Source organism: Enterococcus sp. AZ163, from assembly GCF_050498925.1.
Lineage (GTDB): Bacteria > Bacillota > Bacilli > Lactobacillales > Enterococcaceae > Enterococcus_A > Enterococcus_A ferrettii.
In genome coordinates this window covers 2,954,091-2,968,612 of the sequence record NZ_JBIPAO010000001.1, presented here as the reverse complement: position 1 = coordinate 2,968,612, position 14,522 = coordinate 2,954,091, and the positions used below count along the sequence as shown (strand labels likewise).

Genomic DNA, 14,522 nt, shown 5'->3' with positions numbered 1-14,522 from the left:
TGTTAATATTCGTTAAAATAAAAAGTAAGGAGGAATTTATATGAGTGCTTTCTTAGAATCAATGAAGCAATACAGCTATTTCAGAGGAATTGTCTACCTGTTATTAGGCATCGCTATCTTACTTTCACCACAAACGGTTTTTAACGGAATAGTCTACATCATCTTTTTATATGTGGCTATTTTAGGGGTCCTACAGATAATCAACGGGTTACGTAATCGCCAGAAAGTAGGAGGCTATGGTCCGAGTTTTTCAGGGGGGATCATTATGTTGATTGTTGCTTTTTTCATTCTGTTCTTTGCCCGTGGTATTGTTAGTATCTTGCCAATGTTTTTAGGGTTTATTGTCCTGATCTTTGGAATCGGAAAGTTTATGCAAAATTGGGATGCGCGCAAACGTGGTTTCTCTGTCAATGGAGGTCTAGTTTACAGCGGATTGATGGTCCTAGCAGGTATTTTACTTCTGTTTAATCCCTTCAATAGTTTAATGCTGCTATTTCGTATCTTCGGTTTTCTGTTAATCACCATGAGTATTGCTGAAATACGAGACGCCAGAAGACTAAAAGATAAATCAGCTGAACTTTAAACGAGGAGCTAGGGATAATGAATACTTCAACTGAACTTTATCTTTTTAGTAAGAAATACAAAATCAACTATAATACAAATGAGAAAAAAGGCATCGAACTTTTTGAACGCTTGATAACGGCATATCCTAAAACAAATTTCATTTTTTCCTTTGTTGGTTTTCATCAGTATAAAAGCTTTAAAAATCATGAAGGAATGACGTCCTACGGTATTTCAGGAAACATACTCTATGCTGTTAGCCGTAAAGGAAGATACCAATACAATTTGTATCATTGCAAATCCATCACTGGTCAGAAAAAAATGAACGGTATTTATCTCATGCTGGAATTCGTGAAAGAGACTGTGGTAATTAACTTAGGATTTGCTGATGGCAATTTAGTGCTGACAGCTTTAAAGCAAAGCAGCGGCAAAAGTTAAAATACTTGAAGAATAAAAGAAACGGCGTTATAATTTCTTTTATTCTTAATGGGATATAGCCAAATTGGTAAGGCACTCGACTCTGAATCAAGCAATTACAGGTTCGAACCCTGTTATCCCAATATCTATAAACGTTTGTAATATGGTCTTTATACGGTTTTAGCAGTTATATTTCGATTTGAAAAAAGCGTCTGGCTAAGACTTTGGCTAAGACGATAAGCTTTTTAAAACTTTAATATAACAATGATAAAGGTTTTACAAATACAAACGTCCGTTCTTATAATGTGTTTGAGGTGACTATTATGCTACAAATAAATGGAAGTTTAGATTTCAAAACAGGAAAGAAATTTCATGAGGATTTTGAAAAATACAATACTCTAAATGATGGATTGCTACCTGCATTTTCTATAGTTGAAGATATAATCTTCTTAATGGAGAGCCAAGACGTAGAATACTTTCAGTATCCGGCAATGAATAACTCCTTCAATAAAAATATGTACTTTAGGTTCAAAAGAGAAAATAATAAATACTTTTATAAAGGCTTTGACTTTGTAAAATAGATTTGATCAAAAATAGTCCTTGCCAGAGATGGCAGGGACTATTTCCTTTATCCAACAAAATTAGCGAATAGGTCACCTGTTCCGTCACTAACCTTCTTAGTAACGTGAGTGTAGATTCCCATAGTAGTAGCAATATCAGCATGTCCTAAACGCTCCTGAACAGCCTTAAAACTTGCACCAGCTTCAAACAGCAAACTAGCGTGTGTATGACGTAAGCCATGTGTTGAAATGCGGTTAAAGTCTTTAGGAACGATTTCTTGTTTGTAGATGTTCCTCAGCCAGTTAGCATCTATTGTCGGCTTGTAATACTCGTTTTTATCAGTGCTAAACAGTATTTGGCCTTTCTTATTAGTCGGATGACCAAGCATCATTAAAAGCTGTTTCTGAGTGTTTTTCCAGCGTTTTAGAATGTTCATAGTTGTTTTATCCATTGAGATGGTTCTCACGCTGCTAGGGTTTTTAGGAGGACTTACATAAACAGTCTTGTTTTCGCCGCGACTCAAACTTTTAGTTATTGAAATCTTGTTTTTTTCGAAGTCTATGTCTTCCCAAGTTAAAGCGTATGCTTCACCTTTTCTCATTCCTGAATAGGCCAGAAGACGAAAGAAAGTGTAAAGTTTATTTGGATCAAGTGCTGCAACGTAAGATAGAAATTGTTTCAATTCATCCGCTTCAAAAAATCCGATCTTCTTTTTTGTTCCTGATACTTTAGGAGTCAGAATTTTTTTCATTGGATTATCGTTTATGACTCCGATATTCGTTGCGTAGTCGAAAATTTGACTAGCATAATATTTATACTTTTTGAATGAGTTTGGTCTTTCTTCAGCCCATTTATTGACTATTTTTTGACAGAGTGTAACATCTATTTTATCGATTTTCTTGCCCTCGAATTCGGGTAAAACATATGAATCAAGGTATGAAACAGTACCGATGTAGGTTACTTCTTGAACTGTAGTCTTGTAATACGGCAACCATAGTTTTACTATATCTTCGAATTTTTTTGGAGCCTCTCTCATTTTAAAAGTGCCGTCTTCGATATCAAGCATTATTTTTGCAAGTTCCAATTCAGCCTTTTTCCTGGTAGTAAATCCTCTTCGCCTTGTTTGAACTTGATCACCAGTGATTGGATCAATACCGACATATACTTGGAACTCGTAAAAGGTATCCCCATCTTTTTTGTATTCTTTGATTTTTACCATTATTGAATCATCCTTTCTGGTTTGATACAATAGGCATAGCTAAAGCGCCTACTTTGGGTGGTTTATGTCAGCACGGTCTAACTCTTGGAGGGGTAGGATCGTGTTTTTTTACAATGCTAATATTTCTTGATTCTCTTCAATTGCTACTGTTTGTTGGTACTCTTCTGCAAGCATGGTTTTTGTAAATTCTGCAGTCGGATCGATTTCCTCCACTAAACTTTCCAAACTTTCAACATCGGACCTGAAAAACTCTTTTCTAAAGTTTACTTTGTTGACTCGAGAAGATGAAAGTCGTTTGTGCAGTGTATTTTCTAAACCTACTGCGTTATCGCTGAAAATCATAGCATGGACATCGAATTTAAATGGAACAGATGCGCTTCCCAATTCATCCACGCGTTGTTGCGGTTCCAACCTGCGCGTCATCCCAATTTTAAATATGTCTTCTCCGAAAGAGCCAAGATTTGATATGACGTATACATAGCCAGCTTTACCCATGGCCAAACTTGTAACTTCTTCTTTTTTCTCTTCAACTTTTTCTAGTTGGTCTTGCAATTCAGCTAGTCGAGCTTCTAACTGAGCAATTTTTTTTGTATCCGTTTCAGTTTCTAATAACTCTCTGTTTCGTTCCATTTCAATTACATATTTGGATTCTTCTTTTTCAAGTTTTCTGCGCTCTGCTTCAAGTGCTTTGCGTTCTTCAGCTTCTTGTTTCATTTGTTCTCGAATGGCTTGCTGCTCTTCCTTTTCTTGCTGGCGTTTAACGTAATATCTGTATTCAATCTCAACTAATTCTAGATACAAAGGTTTTATCTCGGTGATAAACCTTGTGATAGTAGGTAGGATTGATTTGTTTCCTTCTCCGGCGATAATCAAAAATTTGGTTAAAATTTGTTCTACAGTTTCTTTTGTTTCATGCAATTTTTGATATGAGAGTTTATAAAGTAGAAGTTGCATTTCTGCTTGTAGTCCGATAATCATTAATTTGTAAATAGCTTGATTACCTTTTGTAGTATAGCGTGAAGCATAGTTTGATAGAACACTATCTATCTCTTTTTTAGTGGCAGCAGATAGTTTTCGAAGTCCTTTCGAATTATCAGAATGAAGAGGCAGTTTAATAATTGTATCTAACAAACCATCTTCAAGCAAGAATCCATCAACTTCCTCTATGAGTCTAGAAACAGAATCTGCGTCACACGAAATAGAATTTTCATATTTTTTATGAAACTCTTTGATACCAATTAATTCTGATTTAAATTTACGTGCCTGATTTTTATATCTATTTACTTCTCGTTGCAGACTTAAGTGTTCATCTTTTAAGACATTGATTTCAGAATTGTATTTGTCTATTGATTCAAGAAGCGATTCCAAATCTAAAGAAGCTTCTTCTTTTATCTTCATTGCATTTTCTTCTGCTGTAGCAATTATTGCATTTCTTTTCTCTATATTTTCGGCTTCGAGGATATCTCTGATATCTTGCATAGTTTTGTTTCTGTTTAATAATTGAGAATCTAGCAGTTCAAGATTAGCCTCTTTGTCTGCTTTGCTTTTTTCTAAAAGCTCTAATTGAGATGAATAATCAATTCTCAATTGTTCCAAATTTTGTTGTTCAGTAGAGACAGCATCTTTCAGATGAACTAATTCTTTTACACGTTTAAAAAATCCCATAAAATCTCTCACTCCTGTGGTAAAATAGTTTTTGTAGGATTTCAGAAATGAGGTTCTTAGCCCGTGTTCGTAGCACGGGCTTTCTTATATTGCGTTCTCATAAATAAGAACTATTTGCTTTTCGCAATTCAAGTGATTTCCTGTTAGATAAAATCTGAAACCAACTCTTGAACCTTGATAACGCAATTCTAATGTGGATTTCAAAGCAGCTTGTTCTGACATACCACAAGAATATCTACCAAAATCCATGAGCCTGTTATGCAAAGCAGGATGACTCATTTGGCATTCGTCAGATATCTGAGCGAATGATTTGTTAGTACCTAAATATTTAACCAGTTTTATATCAGGAAGCATGATGACTCCAGCTCCGCAATCGGCAAGCTTCTCAACAGCTATTTCTTCATCCGAATAAAATCCTTCTCGATCATCAACATTAAAAAAGGTTTGTGTAGGAAGTAAAGTGTTCATGTCGAACAAACAATGAATAATCTCATGACATGCGCTAAAGCATAAACAACGCTTGTAAACTCTTTTGTTTAAAAAAATTGCTAGACTGTATGGGCTTTTAGCAGTTAAGCCTAGAAAATATTTACCTTCAATATATGGTATATTGAATTTTATCTCTATATTGTTAGATTTAGTGTAATATAGAAAAAAATCTTTGAATGTGTAATTCTCTGGCTCAAGCTCCATCTTCAATAAAAACTGATTTATTATTAAATTGACAAGTGACAGTCGTGTGGCTTTTAAATCATCCATAAAAGATAACTCCAATTATTTTGGTTTGTTTTTTTCGTCTAAATCCTTCATTGTTTTGTTGATGTAATCAAATAAATTCATGGCTTGTCTTTCATAAATCGCCTTCTCTTCATCTGAAAGATTCTTGGAGCCGCGTCTAAATCGCATTAATAGATCTTGTTCTTGCTCGGATAAGCCTCCTTCCGTTCTTGCTGGTGATTCAGTTCTACCTAAAAGATAATCGACAGAAACACCAAAATAGTCAGCAACTTTTTCTAAATCCCTAGCTTTTGGTTCGCTAGTTTTCCAACGGTAGAATAAGTTTTCGCTAAAACCTAGGTCTGTAGCAACTTTAGAGACACCTTTTCCCTGATCGTTTGCTAATTTTTTAATCCGCTCAAAGACTGTCATATCAGCGTTTCCTCCTAATTAACGAGAAAAACTATACGAAACGTAAATAAATCGTTGACATTCTATACGAAACGTATTATAGTGTTACTCGTAAGATAAATAGTAAGAAAAAAAGCAAAACTAAAAACACCATTTAAAAATAAATTATTCAAGGTCGCCAAACTAAGAACTTTATTTTTTATAGGTTTTGTTAAGCTTATTTAACTATGACTTCATTCTATACGAACGTATAAAAATGTCAATAGCCTATTACAAATTTCTTACTATTTTTCTTACCTACATTATTAAAGAAAGGAGCATTGATATGCCTGAATCTACAAATGGAAGAGAAAAAGTTCTAAATTTTATTGAGGAAAGCGGAACGTCTATAGTCGATATCGCAGTTTATTACGGGATGAAAAAGCAGGATGTTACAAAATATTTGACTGGTAAGTTGAAAGATTCGCCTGCAGCAAACAAACTGGTGTTGAAAATCATTTCAGATTTCCGCATTAGGTAAGGGGGAGGATGAATATGCTAAATATTCTAAGCGAAGATTTCATGAAAAAACTTCGAGAATCAATCATCGCTATTGTCAGAGACGCCTTCCAAATGTTCATGAAAGAAAATGCCGAAAAGTCTCGGTATTTGCAACAGAAAGATGCAAGACTTTACATTGGCGGGATTACCGGGGACGACTTTAACCAATTGGTTAAAGAAGGTCTGCCAGAAATTAGACTAGGTGCATCTGGAAAACACAAGCGTTACGACAAGCGAGCCATCGATGAATACATGGCTGCTCATAGCCAAAACGAATAAGTATAGGAGGAACCAGAATGGATGAACTACAACAAACAATCAACAGTTTAGAAGTAGCTGGAATGGTGGGGAGACCTCACAACGATGTAATGAAGGATATTCGTAGAATTATTACTCAATTAGCCGAGGGGAAAAGTTCCCAGGGCTCAAATTTAGCCGAAGCCAAAATTGGCTCGGGCGATTACTTCATTGAATCAACATACAAAGATGCCAACAATCAAGAAAGGCCTTGTTTTGATTGTACCAAAAAAGGATGCGAGTTATACAGCACACGGATGACTGGAGCGAAAGGAACACAATTCGCTGTAGCGTATATCGAACGATTCAATCAGATGGAGGAGCACATCAAAACTGAACAACCAAAATCGATAGGTACTGACCAAGCTACCAAAAGGATGAATGCAGAAGCTCGGTTGAAGAATGCAAATGCACGACAAGCTAAGCTGTTGTCAGAACTAGCTAGAGACGCAAGGTCAGATGTCAATAAGGTTTTATTGCAAGACAAGGCAGTGGAAGTATTGACTGGCGAAAAACTATTGGCAATGCCTGCATTAGGATGTAAATTTTATTCTGCCAATGAAATTGCCCAAGAAATAGGTGTGTACTCTAAAACTGGAAATCCTCATGAAACGGCAGTTAGTCAACTAATTCAGAAATATATCTCACTCGAAGAATACGAATTCGAGTTCTTCCCTGGATCAACAGATAACTGGAGCAGTGATGTAACAAAATATGCTGAATCCGTACTTGAGAAAGTTGAAAATTGGTTGGTCAAAAACAATTATCCAACTATTATTCAAGGTCAGAGCAACAAATACCATATAGTTTATGGATTTTAAACAGCGAACGAATTTCGTACGCAGTCGCACAAAAGAATTTGCGGCGACGAATTTCGTCGGATCAAAAAGAGTGAAATTTCGCAGGGCAATTCGTTCGCAAAAAATGAACGATTCGTCCATCAAAATGGACAAATTGATTCGTGCATTTCAATGCACAAATAGGAGGAATAGCAATGAATAAACAAGACAAACTATGGGAACAACAAGACAAATTACTTGGAGACATCGAATTTGTTCTAAATGCTTATCAAGAGGAAATGCCTATTTATAGCGTTGTGACAGAAGACTATCCAGCTATTGAAGGATTTATTGGTAATTCGATTTTAGAAACAGGTGATGGTAAACCTGGACATCTTATGCAAGGCGAGAATGGGGAAACAATTTTTGTTCAGTTTTTCTCGGATGATAAAAAGGTTTACACCTACATTAAGGATGGATTAATTACTAGGTACGAATTTTTAGTGCTTGATTATGAAATCGATACGCCGATAAAGAAACTGAAATATGTAGCTAAAAAGGTTGATGAATTAAAAAAAGTTCAACAAGAGCTAGAAGCTTTGGAAACTGCTGAAAACGAGGTGGATCAAATTGATTACTAAATACCAAGAATTTGAACGTCTAAAAAAAGAGATTGCTTTAAAACTGCTGTCAATCCAAGATGGCGACTGCATGAGTGATTTACCAGACGACATGATGGCTACTGGAACGAATCACGATGTGGTTAATGAGTGCGCTGAATCAATGAATAAATTGAGTGAGTTGGCCAATGAGTTAGCAAAGCATGAAGAGTTAGTGTGATGAGGATGGAAGGCAAAGAAAAAAGCCAATATTGCAGTCCGGCAAGACAATCGCAATAAAGGCACACACATTTCTTTGCCTTCAGTATAGCAAAACTAGGAGGAAATATCTATGAAAACTATTGTAGAGGATCAAGAGCTTCTTAAAGTCACCAAAGAAGTTTTAGCATATCTTAAAACTGCGGAACAAGATGATCGTAGAACATTTTACATTCATTTTGTCCCAGTAAAAGGAAAAGTAAAAGGGAACAATGCTAAAGATTTTGTTCAAGGATTACTTAACTTTGCAAAGTTCGGGAATGTAAATGGTCCATTTGATGGAATAGAACCATTTTGCTGGTAAAGGGTGATCACAATGAATAAAAAGAGAAATTTGCTACTCCTTGGCTTTCTGCTAGGGGTAGCAACCAACCTTATTAATAAGCCAGTTTTAAAGTTAGCAATTTTTGCCGGACTGGCTGCATATCTTTTCCTAACTTTTGACGAATGGGAATACAAAGAACGTGTTGGAAAATAACAGAAACGAGGAGATAAACATGACAGATAAATATAAATTGATTGAAGAAGCATATAAAAATTACGCAAGCTCGAAAGACTATACTAGTCTGGAGAATTCCAAAGAGCTGAACGCACAAGAGAAAGTGAATTGCTTGGTGTGTGAACTTTACGAACAAGTACAGAAAAAGCTATTGGGCGAACAGCTTTTGAATGACGCTCGAAGTGATTATGGGAAGTATCAACTTGAAAACGAGCAGAAAATCATTGATCTAACAATAGATAAGATTCGAAGACATTCAGATTTGTATCAGATGGTCAACTCGGATGACAAGGGTGAAGATATTTTAGACCATTGTTACGGCGCGTTTTACGGGAATTTATCTGAGGATGACTTAAATCTATTTGACACAATAGAAAAATGTCTCGCGGCAAACAATGAACCTTTGCTGTTAAAGCGCCGGCATGAAAAAAATACTGACGGAAAAGCTATTAACTCGTTGACTGGAAAACTAAGTTTAGTTCCACCTAATAATCCTGCAGCAAAAGACTTTGTAAGTTCATCCGCATGGTTTGCAAAGCAGGTTAGGCAGATGCTGCAAGAACAGGACCAAGTAGTGGATACACTAAATTTGGTTCATGAATACTTAGATAGTGTTGATCCTGCACATGACCCTTGTAACACTCAAAAGATTGTTGATCAAGTTCAAAGTATGCTGTCTCTTTTGATTCATGGAAGACAAATCGCTTTAGATAGTGATAAAGATACTTGTATGACCTTTGAAAATTCTCATCTCGATAAAGCTAAGGATCAATTTGGTTATGATGATCCATTTGAGGAAACGAACAATGAGTAAAAGAAAAGTCATTCAAGAGCATCGGGGGTTTAAAGGCATCTGGATTCCTTCTCACATTTGGTTGAATGAATCACTTAGTATTCAAGAAATAGTCTTTTTAGCTGAGATAGATAGTTTGGATATTTCCGAAAAAGGTTGTTTCGCTTCAAATAAATATTTCTCCGATTTTTTTGGGCTAAGTAAAAATAGGTGTTCTGAAATAATCAAATCGTTAGAAGAAAAAGGAACCATCCGAGTATTTTATGAATATAGCAAAGAAAATCCGAAACAAGTTGAAAAACGAATCATTAGGCTAATCGGAAAATCGAATAGGGGTATTCGGAATCTCGACAGACCCTATTCGGAAAAGCGGGAAGATAATAATACATCTATTAATAATACAAAAACCATTATGAGCAATTCAGATCAATTGCTCGATGGTGAATCTGATAAATCTACTAAGAAAGTTAGCAATAAGCAATTAGAAGAAGACTTTTCAAAACTGTGGAAACTATATCCAAACAAAAAAGGGAAGAAAAAGGCATTTGAATCCTACAAACGAGCTATCAAAAAAGGTGTAACCAACAAAACTATTCAAAATGGCATTGTTGCATATAAAAAAGAAATCCGGTTGCTGGGAACTCCTGTGGATAAGCAAAAGCATGGTTCAACTTGGTTTAACAACGAGTCTTGGGATGACGAATACACATTACCTGGCAACAATGGAGAAAAAACTGCAACCGATGTGGATGAAATTAAGCGCCGTATGGAAGAACAAGAGAAATATCTTCGTCAACTGGAGGACGAGCGATGAACAACAATGAAATGACAATAGTTTCTTGCTTACTAAGTAATCCACACCTAATTAACGATTTTGAAATCGACGATGAATGGTTTGAAAATGCCGGGTTTGCTGCAATCATTAAAGCGATCAACCAGCTAAAAGGTCAGGAGTACCGGACTGTTGATGTTCATCGCCGGTTAAAAGCGAACGCTCCATTGTACACAGGTAAGCAAGAAGAACTGGATATTTTAGCAGATATGAAGATCGATGAAGGTATATTAGAAACCGCAATTCACTTTATTCGGGTGGATTATGTTGAACAGCGACTGCGCGAGATTTCCAAAAATTATTCAAAACATCAAAAAGACGAATATGCGAAACAACTAAAAGATTTACTGGAAGAACGCGAAAGTTTAAAGCGTCAAAAGCAAAGTGGAAAAATTGGTGAGATTAGACCAATCATCGAAGATCAACTATTTGCAGCTAAAGACAATTTGATTCAGACCTTTAGCAATCTAGATAGAGTTCTAGGCGGCGGCTTAAGTGCTGGTCAATTAGTTGTCATTGGAGCACGGCCACAGACTGGTAAAACAGCAATGGGGTTAAACATGATGCTGAAGGCTCTAACCAGAAATGAAGGCGTACGTGCTGATTTCTTCTCGTTTGAGATGGATAAGGTTCAGCTTTTTAATCGGCTTGTTTCTAAACTGGCATCAATTGACTCAAACCTGTTGCGGAAAATGCACCAATTAAGCCCAGATAACAAGAAGAAAGTACTTGCTACGCTGGATCACTTAGAAAAATATAATGCTGAGTTTTACGGATACGATTACCAATATTTGAATGACATCAAGCGGCAGATAAAGAAGCGAGCTATTCCCAACAAGTACATCGCTTTTATTGATTATGCCGGGTTGATCAAATCAAATGATCCTAGAAAGAACGAGCGGCAAGCCATGAACGAGGTTACGCGAGAGCTTAAAATTCTAACCAATGAGCTTCAAATCCCGATAATTCTTTTTGCTCAGATCGGACGGGCTGTTGAGCACCGAGACAATAAGCGCCCAACTCTAGCGGATTTGAAAGAATCCGGATCCTTGGAACAAGATGCTAACGTGGTCATTCTTCTTTCTTTGCTGGAGCCAGATAGAAAAGATTTAATACTAGCCGACATAGCAAAGAACCGTGAGGGGATCAACGCTGAACTTCAATTCAAGTTCATTGGTAAATTTATGGACTTTGATACTGACTATCTTAACAAGCCATAGTAAACCAGGGGGGACTTATGACAAATAAAGAGTATCTTGAAATTTTTAAGGAAGCCGGGTTGATACGTTCACCAATAGTCCGATTCTTAGAGCAACAGATACAAACACTTGCAAGGCTGCAGGCTTCTTTCTTGGAGCATGGCGATGAAGAAAATGCAGAGATAGCCCGTCATACAGCAGAAAAGGCAAAGTGGGAAACGATAGAAATAGCTGAGTACGAAAAAGCGAATGGAATGATAAAGGTAAATCTAGGAGGAAAGTAAAATGATTAATCATACAAAAATTGATAAAGAAGTAGAGAAGGAAATTGAAAAACTCGCTGGTACTTTGAATGACACTCTTCCACAAATAGAACTAGTTATAAAATACTTTGAAGTATTAAGTCTCAATTTTAGATCAAGGAAAGATATTGACTCTTTAGTGACAATGCACTACACCTTGTTTGTGGATAATTCACTCAACAGCATCACTGACCTGCTTACTAATCTAAAAAACACTATTGATGATGTATCTTACGCTCTTGACGGGGAAGGCAAATAAAGATCAGACAATGACGACGGATTAAACTATTTGCTCTTGAGCTTCTATAATTCGATTTTAAGAGTTTTAGGTTGGAGGGCGTTAATGACATTCAAAGATTACTAAACGCCCTCTAGTCGAATGTCAGCAAGCCAGAATCAATGAATGAAATTAATCGGAGGTAAAAGAATGTGCAACGTGAGTAACGAGAAAAAAATTGCTATTAAAGCGGCCAGACGTGAGCTGTTTATGCTAACCGATGATGAAATTAATCCTGAGTGGGATAAGGACCCAGCAAACATAAAACGTAGAGATGAGTTACTAGATATCATTGAGAGACTTAAAAATGGTCCTGTAGAACACAACAGCTACCAAAGATATTTTGATAGGCGCCCAGGATTAGAGGATAGAGTCCTAGGACTTTTGAGAAGTGGTGCAACGGGTTTAGAGATAAATGCAGCTGTAGGAGTTAGCATCCCGCGTCAAATAGCTTATTTGCGTAGGAAGTACCGTTTGCCAGGAAGAAACCAAGGAAGAACTGAAGAAAAAGCGATGACGAATTTTGTCGAATCCTATAGATGAGAGGAATTAATTCCAATCAAGGAAGATTTAACGGAATTATGTTAGCTATATTAAGTTAGCTAAGGTTTAGTAAAAGAGTGGCTATGAATTGTAGTGGTAAAAACTGTTCAGCATTGAAGTAAATAACAAAAAGTTATCCGAAAAAGTAATCGCGGTATGCATGTTTTCTAAACTAGCTAGAATCCCGACTTCATGAATCTATTTCTTGCCTTTTGAGTTCTTTAGCAAGGCAATTACAATAGCGATTACACATATTAAAATTGGAAGTAGAGTTGTTTTCACTTCATTTTCCTCCTTTTAGAATGACTATTTAGTAAAGATTATAACACAGTAAAAAAGCAACAAGCTAATTGAAGATAGCATGTAATCAAGATCACAGAGAACGGAGAAACTCTTGATAATCAATTTCATATTTCAGTAATAGGATTATGACCGCCTCATAGTTTTTATTAGATATGGATACAAAAGCTATAAGTAATTGTATCGGTAATTTATTTACCATTTTATCCCTAGATTTCCATGATGAGATTGATTGTTGAGGAATACCAGTAGCTTTTGAGAAAGCGTAAGGAGTCATACCTAAATTAGTTTTAATAAATCGATGAACCGGGTAATCCATTACAATGACCTCCTATTTGTTACAAAAAGTATAAGGGAGATAATCTCAAAAGTCTACTAACGACCGAAAGTAAGGAGAAAGAGAGGTAATAAATTTATGGATGATCAGTATGAAGACAAAATACATGATTTATTGCTCCAACAAGATCCAGCAGATGGATATTATTTTGTTGGCGACTGGGAGATTGCAGATAAACCTGACTGGTGCGTAGGTGAACCCAGTAGCGATCCTATTATTGTAGACGAAACTTTAAGTAAAGTTGCATATTCAGATTTTCATACAGTTGATTCTCAATATTCTAGTTTTAAGGGACATGCAGCACAGGAAATATTGGGCACTGGCAAGTTTGTAGTTTTCACAGGCTCGCTTAGAAGTGATCTTAGCGAGTTTTGGGAGTTAACAGCAAGCTTGATGTAGCTCAATTAACTAAGGATCAAAGGAGCAAAACAATGAAAAAAATTGAAATTAACATGGTTAGAAGAGATACAGCAAAAGTTGAATTGGATGAAGACTATTTCAATGAAGAATGGTTCGAGGGATTCCGCGCTTGGCTGTATGACTACGACACTCTGGAAGAGGTTGCGGAGTATATCACTTACAACGTAATTCACAATAAGCAAACCGAAATTGATGGCATTGGTATTCCGCTACGTGATGGAGAGCGTCCTTATTGGATTGACAAAGATGTGGAAGTAAATGAGCACGTTAACATTTCATTCAATCCTTATGATACCGAAACAGATTATGAGTAGGCAGCTAACCAAGGAAATAATGGAAAGAAAATGAACAGGGAGCCTAGTGAAAACTAAAAATCCATAGCAGTTATTAGAGCATGGGCGACTTGAAAGCTAGAAAGTTTCAATAAAAATGGACAGAAACTGATGAACCACAGTAACGACTGATGTTTGAAGAATTATTAATGCTATGGCTTGATGAAGCATCAGATCAATAAGACAGCTGATGGTAAAAGTATAAATGAAGGTAGGTATAAACAACGTGGAAAAAGCCAGCACGGGTGTATCAAAAAAGACCCTATTATAGAGTCTAATTAAAATTCACACTTTGTTCTTCTAATTGTTTGACTAATTCGGTGACATAAGCGACTTGAAAATCATCATGAAAGGACTTTAGGAATTCGGCTGAGAGTGAAGTGAAATTTTCTTCTGAATAATCTAATAATTCTTCGGGTGTCTCAAATTCTGCAATAACAGAAGAACTATCGAAGGAATCGGCTACCCGCGATGAAACGGATTTCATTAAAGAAACAACATCAATTTGTGTTCTTAACATAAAAATCACCTCTTGAGCTAAGTTTAACGCAGATAAATCACATTCTAAAATAACTGTATGACTGTTCTTATGAAGAAAAAGATATCAAACTGGATTACCACTGTTACTAAGGGAAACGAGCCT

General features: G+C 36.2%; 24 protein-coding genes and 1 tRNA gene. 19 read left to right on the top strand and 6 right to left on the bottom strand.

Annotated features, from left to right (window positions below):
* The first annotated feature begins 40 nt into the window (after positions 1-40).
* The 4 genes from IGI46_RS14270 to IGI46_RS14255 all read left to right on the top strand — a co-directional run bounded on the left by IGI46_RS14270 (position 41) and on the right by IGI46_RS14255 (position 1,559).
* Entirely contained in the window at positions 41-583 is a 543-nt protein-coding gene (locus IGI46_RS14270) for an HdeD family acid-resistance protein (RefSeq protein WP_429963751.1), read from the top strand.
* Positions 584-600: 17 nt separating this feature from the next.
* Positions 601-999 (top strand): hypothetical protein, encoded by a 399-nt coding sequence (locus IGI46_RS14265; RefSeq protein ID WP_429963750.1) that lies wholly within the window; start codon positions 601-603, stop codon positions 997-999.
* A gap of 49 nt (positions 1,000-1,048) precedes the next feature.
* Positions 1,049-1,121: transfer RNA gene (locus tag IGI46_RS14260), tRNA-Gln, on the top strand.
* A gap of 180 nt (positions 1,122-1,301) precedes the next feature.
* On the top strand, positions 1,302-1,559 hold the full coding sequence (locus IGI46_RS14255; RefSeq protein ID WP_429973699.1) for a DUF5960 family protein: 258 nt from the start codon (positions 1,302-1,304) through the stop codon (positions 1,557-1,559).
* Positions 1,560-1,606: 47 nt separating this feature from the next.
* Here the strand turns inward: IGI46_RS14255 and IGI46_RS14250 are convergent, their stop codons facing one another.
* The 4 genes from IGI46_RS14250 to IGI46_RS14235 all read right to left on the bottom strand — a co-directional run bounded on the left by IGI46_RS14250 (position 1,607) and on the right by IGI46_RS14235 (position 5,572).
* Complete coding sequence (locus IGI46_RS14250) at positions 1,607-2,758, bottom strand: tyrosine-type recombinase/integrase (RefSeq protein ID WP_429973698.1); 1,152 nt, start codon at positions 2,756-2,758, stop codon at positions 1,607-1,609.
* Between the two features lie 108 nt (positions 2,759-2,866).
* Positions 2,867-4,423 carry a GIY-YIG nuclease family protein gene (locus IGI46_RS14245; RefSeq protein WP_429973697.1) on the bottom strand — a complete coding sequence of 519 codons (1,557 nt, stop codon included), beginning with the start codon at positions 4,421-4,423 and terminating at the stop codon, positions 2,867-2,869.
* A gap of 84 nt (positions 4,424-4,507) precedes the next feature.
* Positions 4,508-5,182, bottom strand: a complete 675-nt coding sequence (locus tag IGI46_RS14240) for an ImmA/IrrE family metallo-endopeptidase (protein ID WP_429973696.1) — start codon at positions 5,180-5,182, stop codon at positions 4,508-4,510.
* 15 nt (positions 5,183-5,197) lie between these two features.
* A complete protein-coding gene (locus IGI46_RS14235; RefSeq protein WP_429973695.1) occupies positions 5,198-5,572 on the bottom strand; it encodes a helix-turn-helix domain-containing protein in 375 nt (124 codons plus the stop codon).
* A 304-nt stretch (positions 5,573-5,876) separates the two neighbouring features.
* On the opposite strand from IGI46_RS14235, the gene IGI46_RS14230 reads away from it, so the two are divergent.
* The 13 genes from IGI46_RS14230 to IGI46_RS14170 all read left to right on the top strand — a co-directional run bounded on the left by IGI46_RS14230 (position 5,877) and on the right by IGI46_RS14170 (position 12,490).
* Complete coding sequence (locus IGI46_RS14230; protein WP_429963743.1) at positions 5,877-6,071, top strand: hypothetical protein; 195 nt, start codon at positions 5,877-5,879, stop codon at positions 6,069-6,071.
* A gap of 14 nt (positions 6,072-6,085) precedes the next feature.
* Entirely contained in the window at positions 6,086-6,370 is a 285-nt protein-coding gene (locus IGI46_RS14225) for a hypothetical protein (protein WP_429973694.1), read from the top strand.
* A 17-nt stretch (positions 6,371-6,387) separates the two neighbouring features.
* A complete protein-coding gene (locus tag IGI46_RS14220) occupies positions 6,388-7,209 on the top strand; it encodes a Rha family transcriptional regulator (RefSeq protein WP_429973693.1) in 822 nt (273 codons plus the stop codon).
* Positions 7,210-7,382: 173 nt separating this feature from the next.
* Positions 7,383-7,808, top strand: coding sequence for a hypothetical protein (locus tag IGI46_RS14215; RefSeq protein WP_429973692.1), 426 nt, complete (start codon positions 7,383-7,385; stop codon positions 7,806-7,808).
* Positions 7,798-8,007, top strand: coding sequence for a hypothetical protein (locus IGI46_RS14210; RefSeq protein ID WP_429973691.1), 210 nt, complete (start codon positions 7,798-7,800; stop codon positions 8,005-8,007). The genes IGI46_RS14215 and IGI46_RS14210 overlap by 11 nt, the downstream gene beginning before the upstream one ends.
* Before the next feature lie 111 nt (positions 8,008-8,118).
* Entirely contained in the window at positions 8,119-8,349 is a 231-nt protein-coding gene (locus tag IGI46_RS14205) for a hypothetical protein (RefSeq protein WP_429973689.1), read from the top strand.
* A gap of 12 nt (positions 8,350-8,361) precedes the next feature.
* Positions 8,362-8,523 (top strand): hypothetical protein, encoded by a 162-nt coding sequence (locus IGI46_RS14200; RefSeq protein ID WP_429973688.1) that lies wholly within the window; start codon positions 8,362-8,364, stop codon positions 8,521-8,523.
* A gap of 19 nt (positions 8,524-8,542) precedes the next feature.
* Positions 8,543-9,358 carry a hypothetical protein gene (locus tag IGI46_RS14195; protein WP_429973687.1) on the top strand — a complete coding sequence of 272 codons (816 nt, stop codon included), beginning with the start codon at positions 8,543-8,545 and terminating at the stop codon, positions 9,356-9,358.
* Entirely contained in the window at positions 9,351-10,151 is an 801-nt protein-coding gene (locus IGI46_RS14190) for a helix-turn-helix domain-containing protein (RefSeq protein WP_429973686.1), read from the top strand. The genes IGI46_RS14195 and IGI46_RS14190 overlap by 8 nt, the downstream gene beginning before the upstream one ends.
* A complete protein-coding gene (locus IGI46_RS14185; protein WP_429973685.1) occupies positions 10,148-11,389 on the top strand; it encodes a DnaB-like helicase C-terminal domain-containing protein in 1,242 nt (413 codons plus the stop codon). The genes IGI46_RS14190 and IGI46_RS14185 overlap by 4 nt, the downstream gene beginning before the upstream one ends.
* Positions 11,390-11,406: 17 nt before the next feature.
* Positions 11,407-11,652, top strand: coding sequence for a hypothetical protein (locus tag IGI46_RS14180; RefSeq protein ID WP_429973684.1), 246 nt, complete (start codon positions 11,407-11,409; stop codon positions 11,650-11,652).
* 1 nt (position 11,653) lies between these two features.
* Entirely contained in the window at positions 11,654-11,929 is a 276-nt protein-coding gene (locus tag IGI46_RS14175; RefSeq protein WP_429973683.1) for a hypothetical protein, read from the top strand.
* Positions 11,930-12,073: 144 nt separating this feature from the next.
* Positions 12,074-12,490: a hypothetical protein gene (locus tag IGI46_RS14170; RefSeq protein ID WP_429973682.1), complete on the top strand. Its 417-nt coding sequence runs from the start codon at positions 12,074-12,076 to the stop codon at positions 12,488-12,490.
* Positions 12,491-12,863: 373 nt separating this feature from the next.
* Here IGI46_RS14170 and IGI46_RS14165 read toward each other — a convergent pair whose 3' ends face one another.
* The gene (locus IGI46_RS14165; RefSeq protein WP_429973681.1) at positions 12,864-13,109 is read right to left on the bottom strand and encodes a transcriptional regulator; all 246 of its coding nucleotides are present in this window, start codon (positions 13,107-13,109) and stop codon (positions 12,864-12,866) included.
* Positions 13,110-13,205: 96 nt separating this feature from the next.
* Here IGI46_RS14165 and IGI46_RS14160 point away from each other — a divergent pair, with 96 nt between their 5' ends.
* Positions 13,206-13,526 (top strand): hypothetical protein, encoded by a 321-nt coding sequence (locus tag IGI46_RS14160; RefSeq protein WP_429973680.1) that lies wholly within the window; start codon positions 13,206-13,208, stop codon positions 13,524-13,526.
* A gap of 32 nt (positions 13,527-13,558) precedes the next feature.
* Complete coding sequence (locus IGI46_RS14155) at positions 13,559-13,861, top strand: hypothetical protein (RefSeq protein ID WP_429973679.1); 303 nt, start codon at positions 13,559-13,561, stop codon at positions 13,859-13,861.
* Positions 13,862-14,153: 292 nt separating this feature from the next.
* On the opposite strand, the gene IGI46_RS14150 is transcribed toward IGI46_RS14155, so the two are convergent.
* Complete coding sequence (locus tag IGI46_RS14150; protein WP_429973678.1) at positions 14,154-14,399, bottom strand: toxin-antitoxin system, toxin component; 246 nt, start codon at positions 14,397-14,399, stop codon at positions 14,154-14,156.
* Positions 14,400-14,522: the final 123 nt, after the last annotated feature.

Coding starts and splice junctions, on each gene's coding strand:
- IGI46_RS14270 (WP_429963751.1), top strand. CDS start 41: ATGAGTGCTTTCTTAGAATCAATGAAGCAATACAGCTATTTCAGAGGA.
- IGI46_RS14265 (WP_429963750.1), top strand. CDS start 601: ATGAATACTTCAACTGAACTTTATCTTTTTAGTAAGAAATACAAAATC.
- IGI46_RS14255 (WP_429973699.1), top strand. CDS start 1,302: ATGCTACAAATAAATGGAAGTTTAGATTTCAAAACAGGAAAGAAATTT.
- IGI46_RS14250 (WP_429973698.1), bottom strand. CDS start 2,758: ATGGTAAAAATCAAAGAATACAAAAAAGATGGGGATACCTTTTACGAG.
- IGI46_RS14245 (WP_429973697.1), bottom strand. CDS start 4,423: ATGGGATTTTTTAAACGTGTAAAAGAATTAGTTCATCTGAAAGATGCT.
- IGI46_RS14240 (WP_429973696.1), bottom strand. CDS start 5,182: ATGGATGATTTAAAAGCCACACGACTGTCACTTGTCAATTTAATAATA.
- IGI46_RS14235 (WP_429973695.1), bottom strand. CDS start 5,572: ATGACAGTCTTTGAGCGGATTAAAAAATTAGCAAACGATCAGGGAAAA.
- IGI46_RS14230 (WP_429963743.1), top strand. CDS start 5,877: ATGCCTGAATCTACAAATGGAAGAGAAAAAGTTCTAAATTTTATTGAG.
- IGI46_RS14225 (WP_429973694.1), top strand. CDS start 6,086: ATGCTAAATATTCTAAGCGAAGATTTCATGAAAAAACTTCGAGAATCA.
- IGI46_RS14220 (WP_429973693.1), top strand. CDS start 6,388: ATGGATGAACTACAACAAACAATCAACAGTTTAGAAGTAGCTGGAATG.
- IGI46_RS14215 (WP_429973692.1), top strand. CDS start 7,383: ATGAATAAACAAGACAAACTATGGGAACAACAAGACAAATTACTTGGA.
- IGI46_RS14205 (WP_429973689.1), top strand. CDS start 8,119: ATGAAAACTATTGTAGAGGATCAAGAGCTTCTTAAAGTCACCAAAGAA.
- IGI46_RS14200 (WP_429973688.1), top strand. CDS start 8,362: ATGAATAAAAAGAGAAATTTGCTACTCCTTGGCTTTCTGCTAGGGGTA.
- IGI46_RS14195 (WP_429973687.1), top strand. CDS start 8,543: ATGACAGATAAATATAAATTGATTGAAGAAGCATATAAAAATTACGCA.
- IGI46_RS14190 (WP_429973686.1), top strand. CDS start 9,351: ATGAGTAAAAGAAAAGTCATTCAAGAGCATCGGGGGTTTAAAGGCATC.
- IGI46_RS14185 (WP_429973685.1), top strand. CDS start 10,148: ATGAACAACAATGAAATGACAATAGTTTCTTGCTTACTAAGTAATCCA.
- IGI46_RS14180 (WP_429973684.1), top strand. CDS start 11,407: ATGACAAATAAAGAGTATCTTGAAATTTTTAAGGAAGCCGGGTTGATA.
- IGI46_RS14175 (WP_429973683.1), top strand. CDS start 11,654: ATGATTAATCATACAAAAATTGATAAAGAAGTAGAGAAGGAAATTGAA.
- IGI46_RS14170 (WP_429973682.1), top strand. CDS start 12,074: ATGAAATTAATCGGAGGTAAAAGAATGTGCAACGTGAGTAACGAGAAA.
- IGI46_RS14165 (WP_429973681.1), bottom strand. CDS start 13,109: ATGGATTACCCGGTTCATCGATTTATTAAAACTAATTTAGGTATGACT.
- IGI46_RS14160 (WP_429973680.1), top strand. CDS start 13,206: ATGGATGATCAGTATGAAGACAAAATACATGATTTATTGCTCCAACAA.
- IGI46_RS14155 (WP_429973679.1), top strand. CDS start 13,559: ATGAAAAAAATTGAAATTAACATGGTTAGAAGAGATACAGCAAAAGTT.
- IGI46_RS14150 (WP_429973678.1), bottom strand. CDS start 14,399: ATGTTAAGAACACAAATTGATGTTGTTTCTTTAATGAAATCCGTTTCA.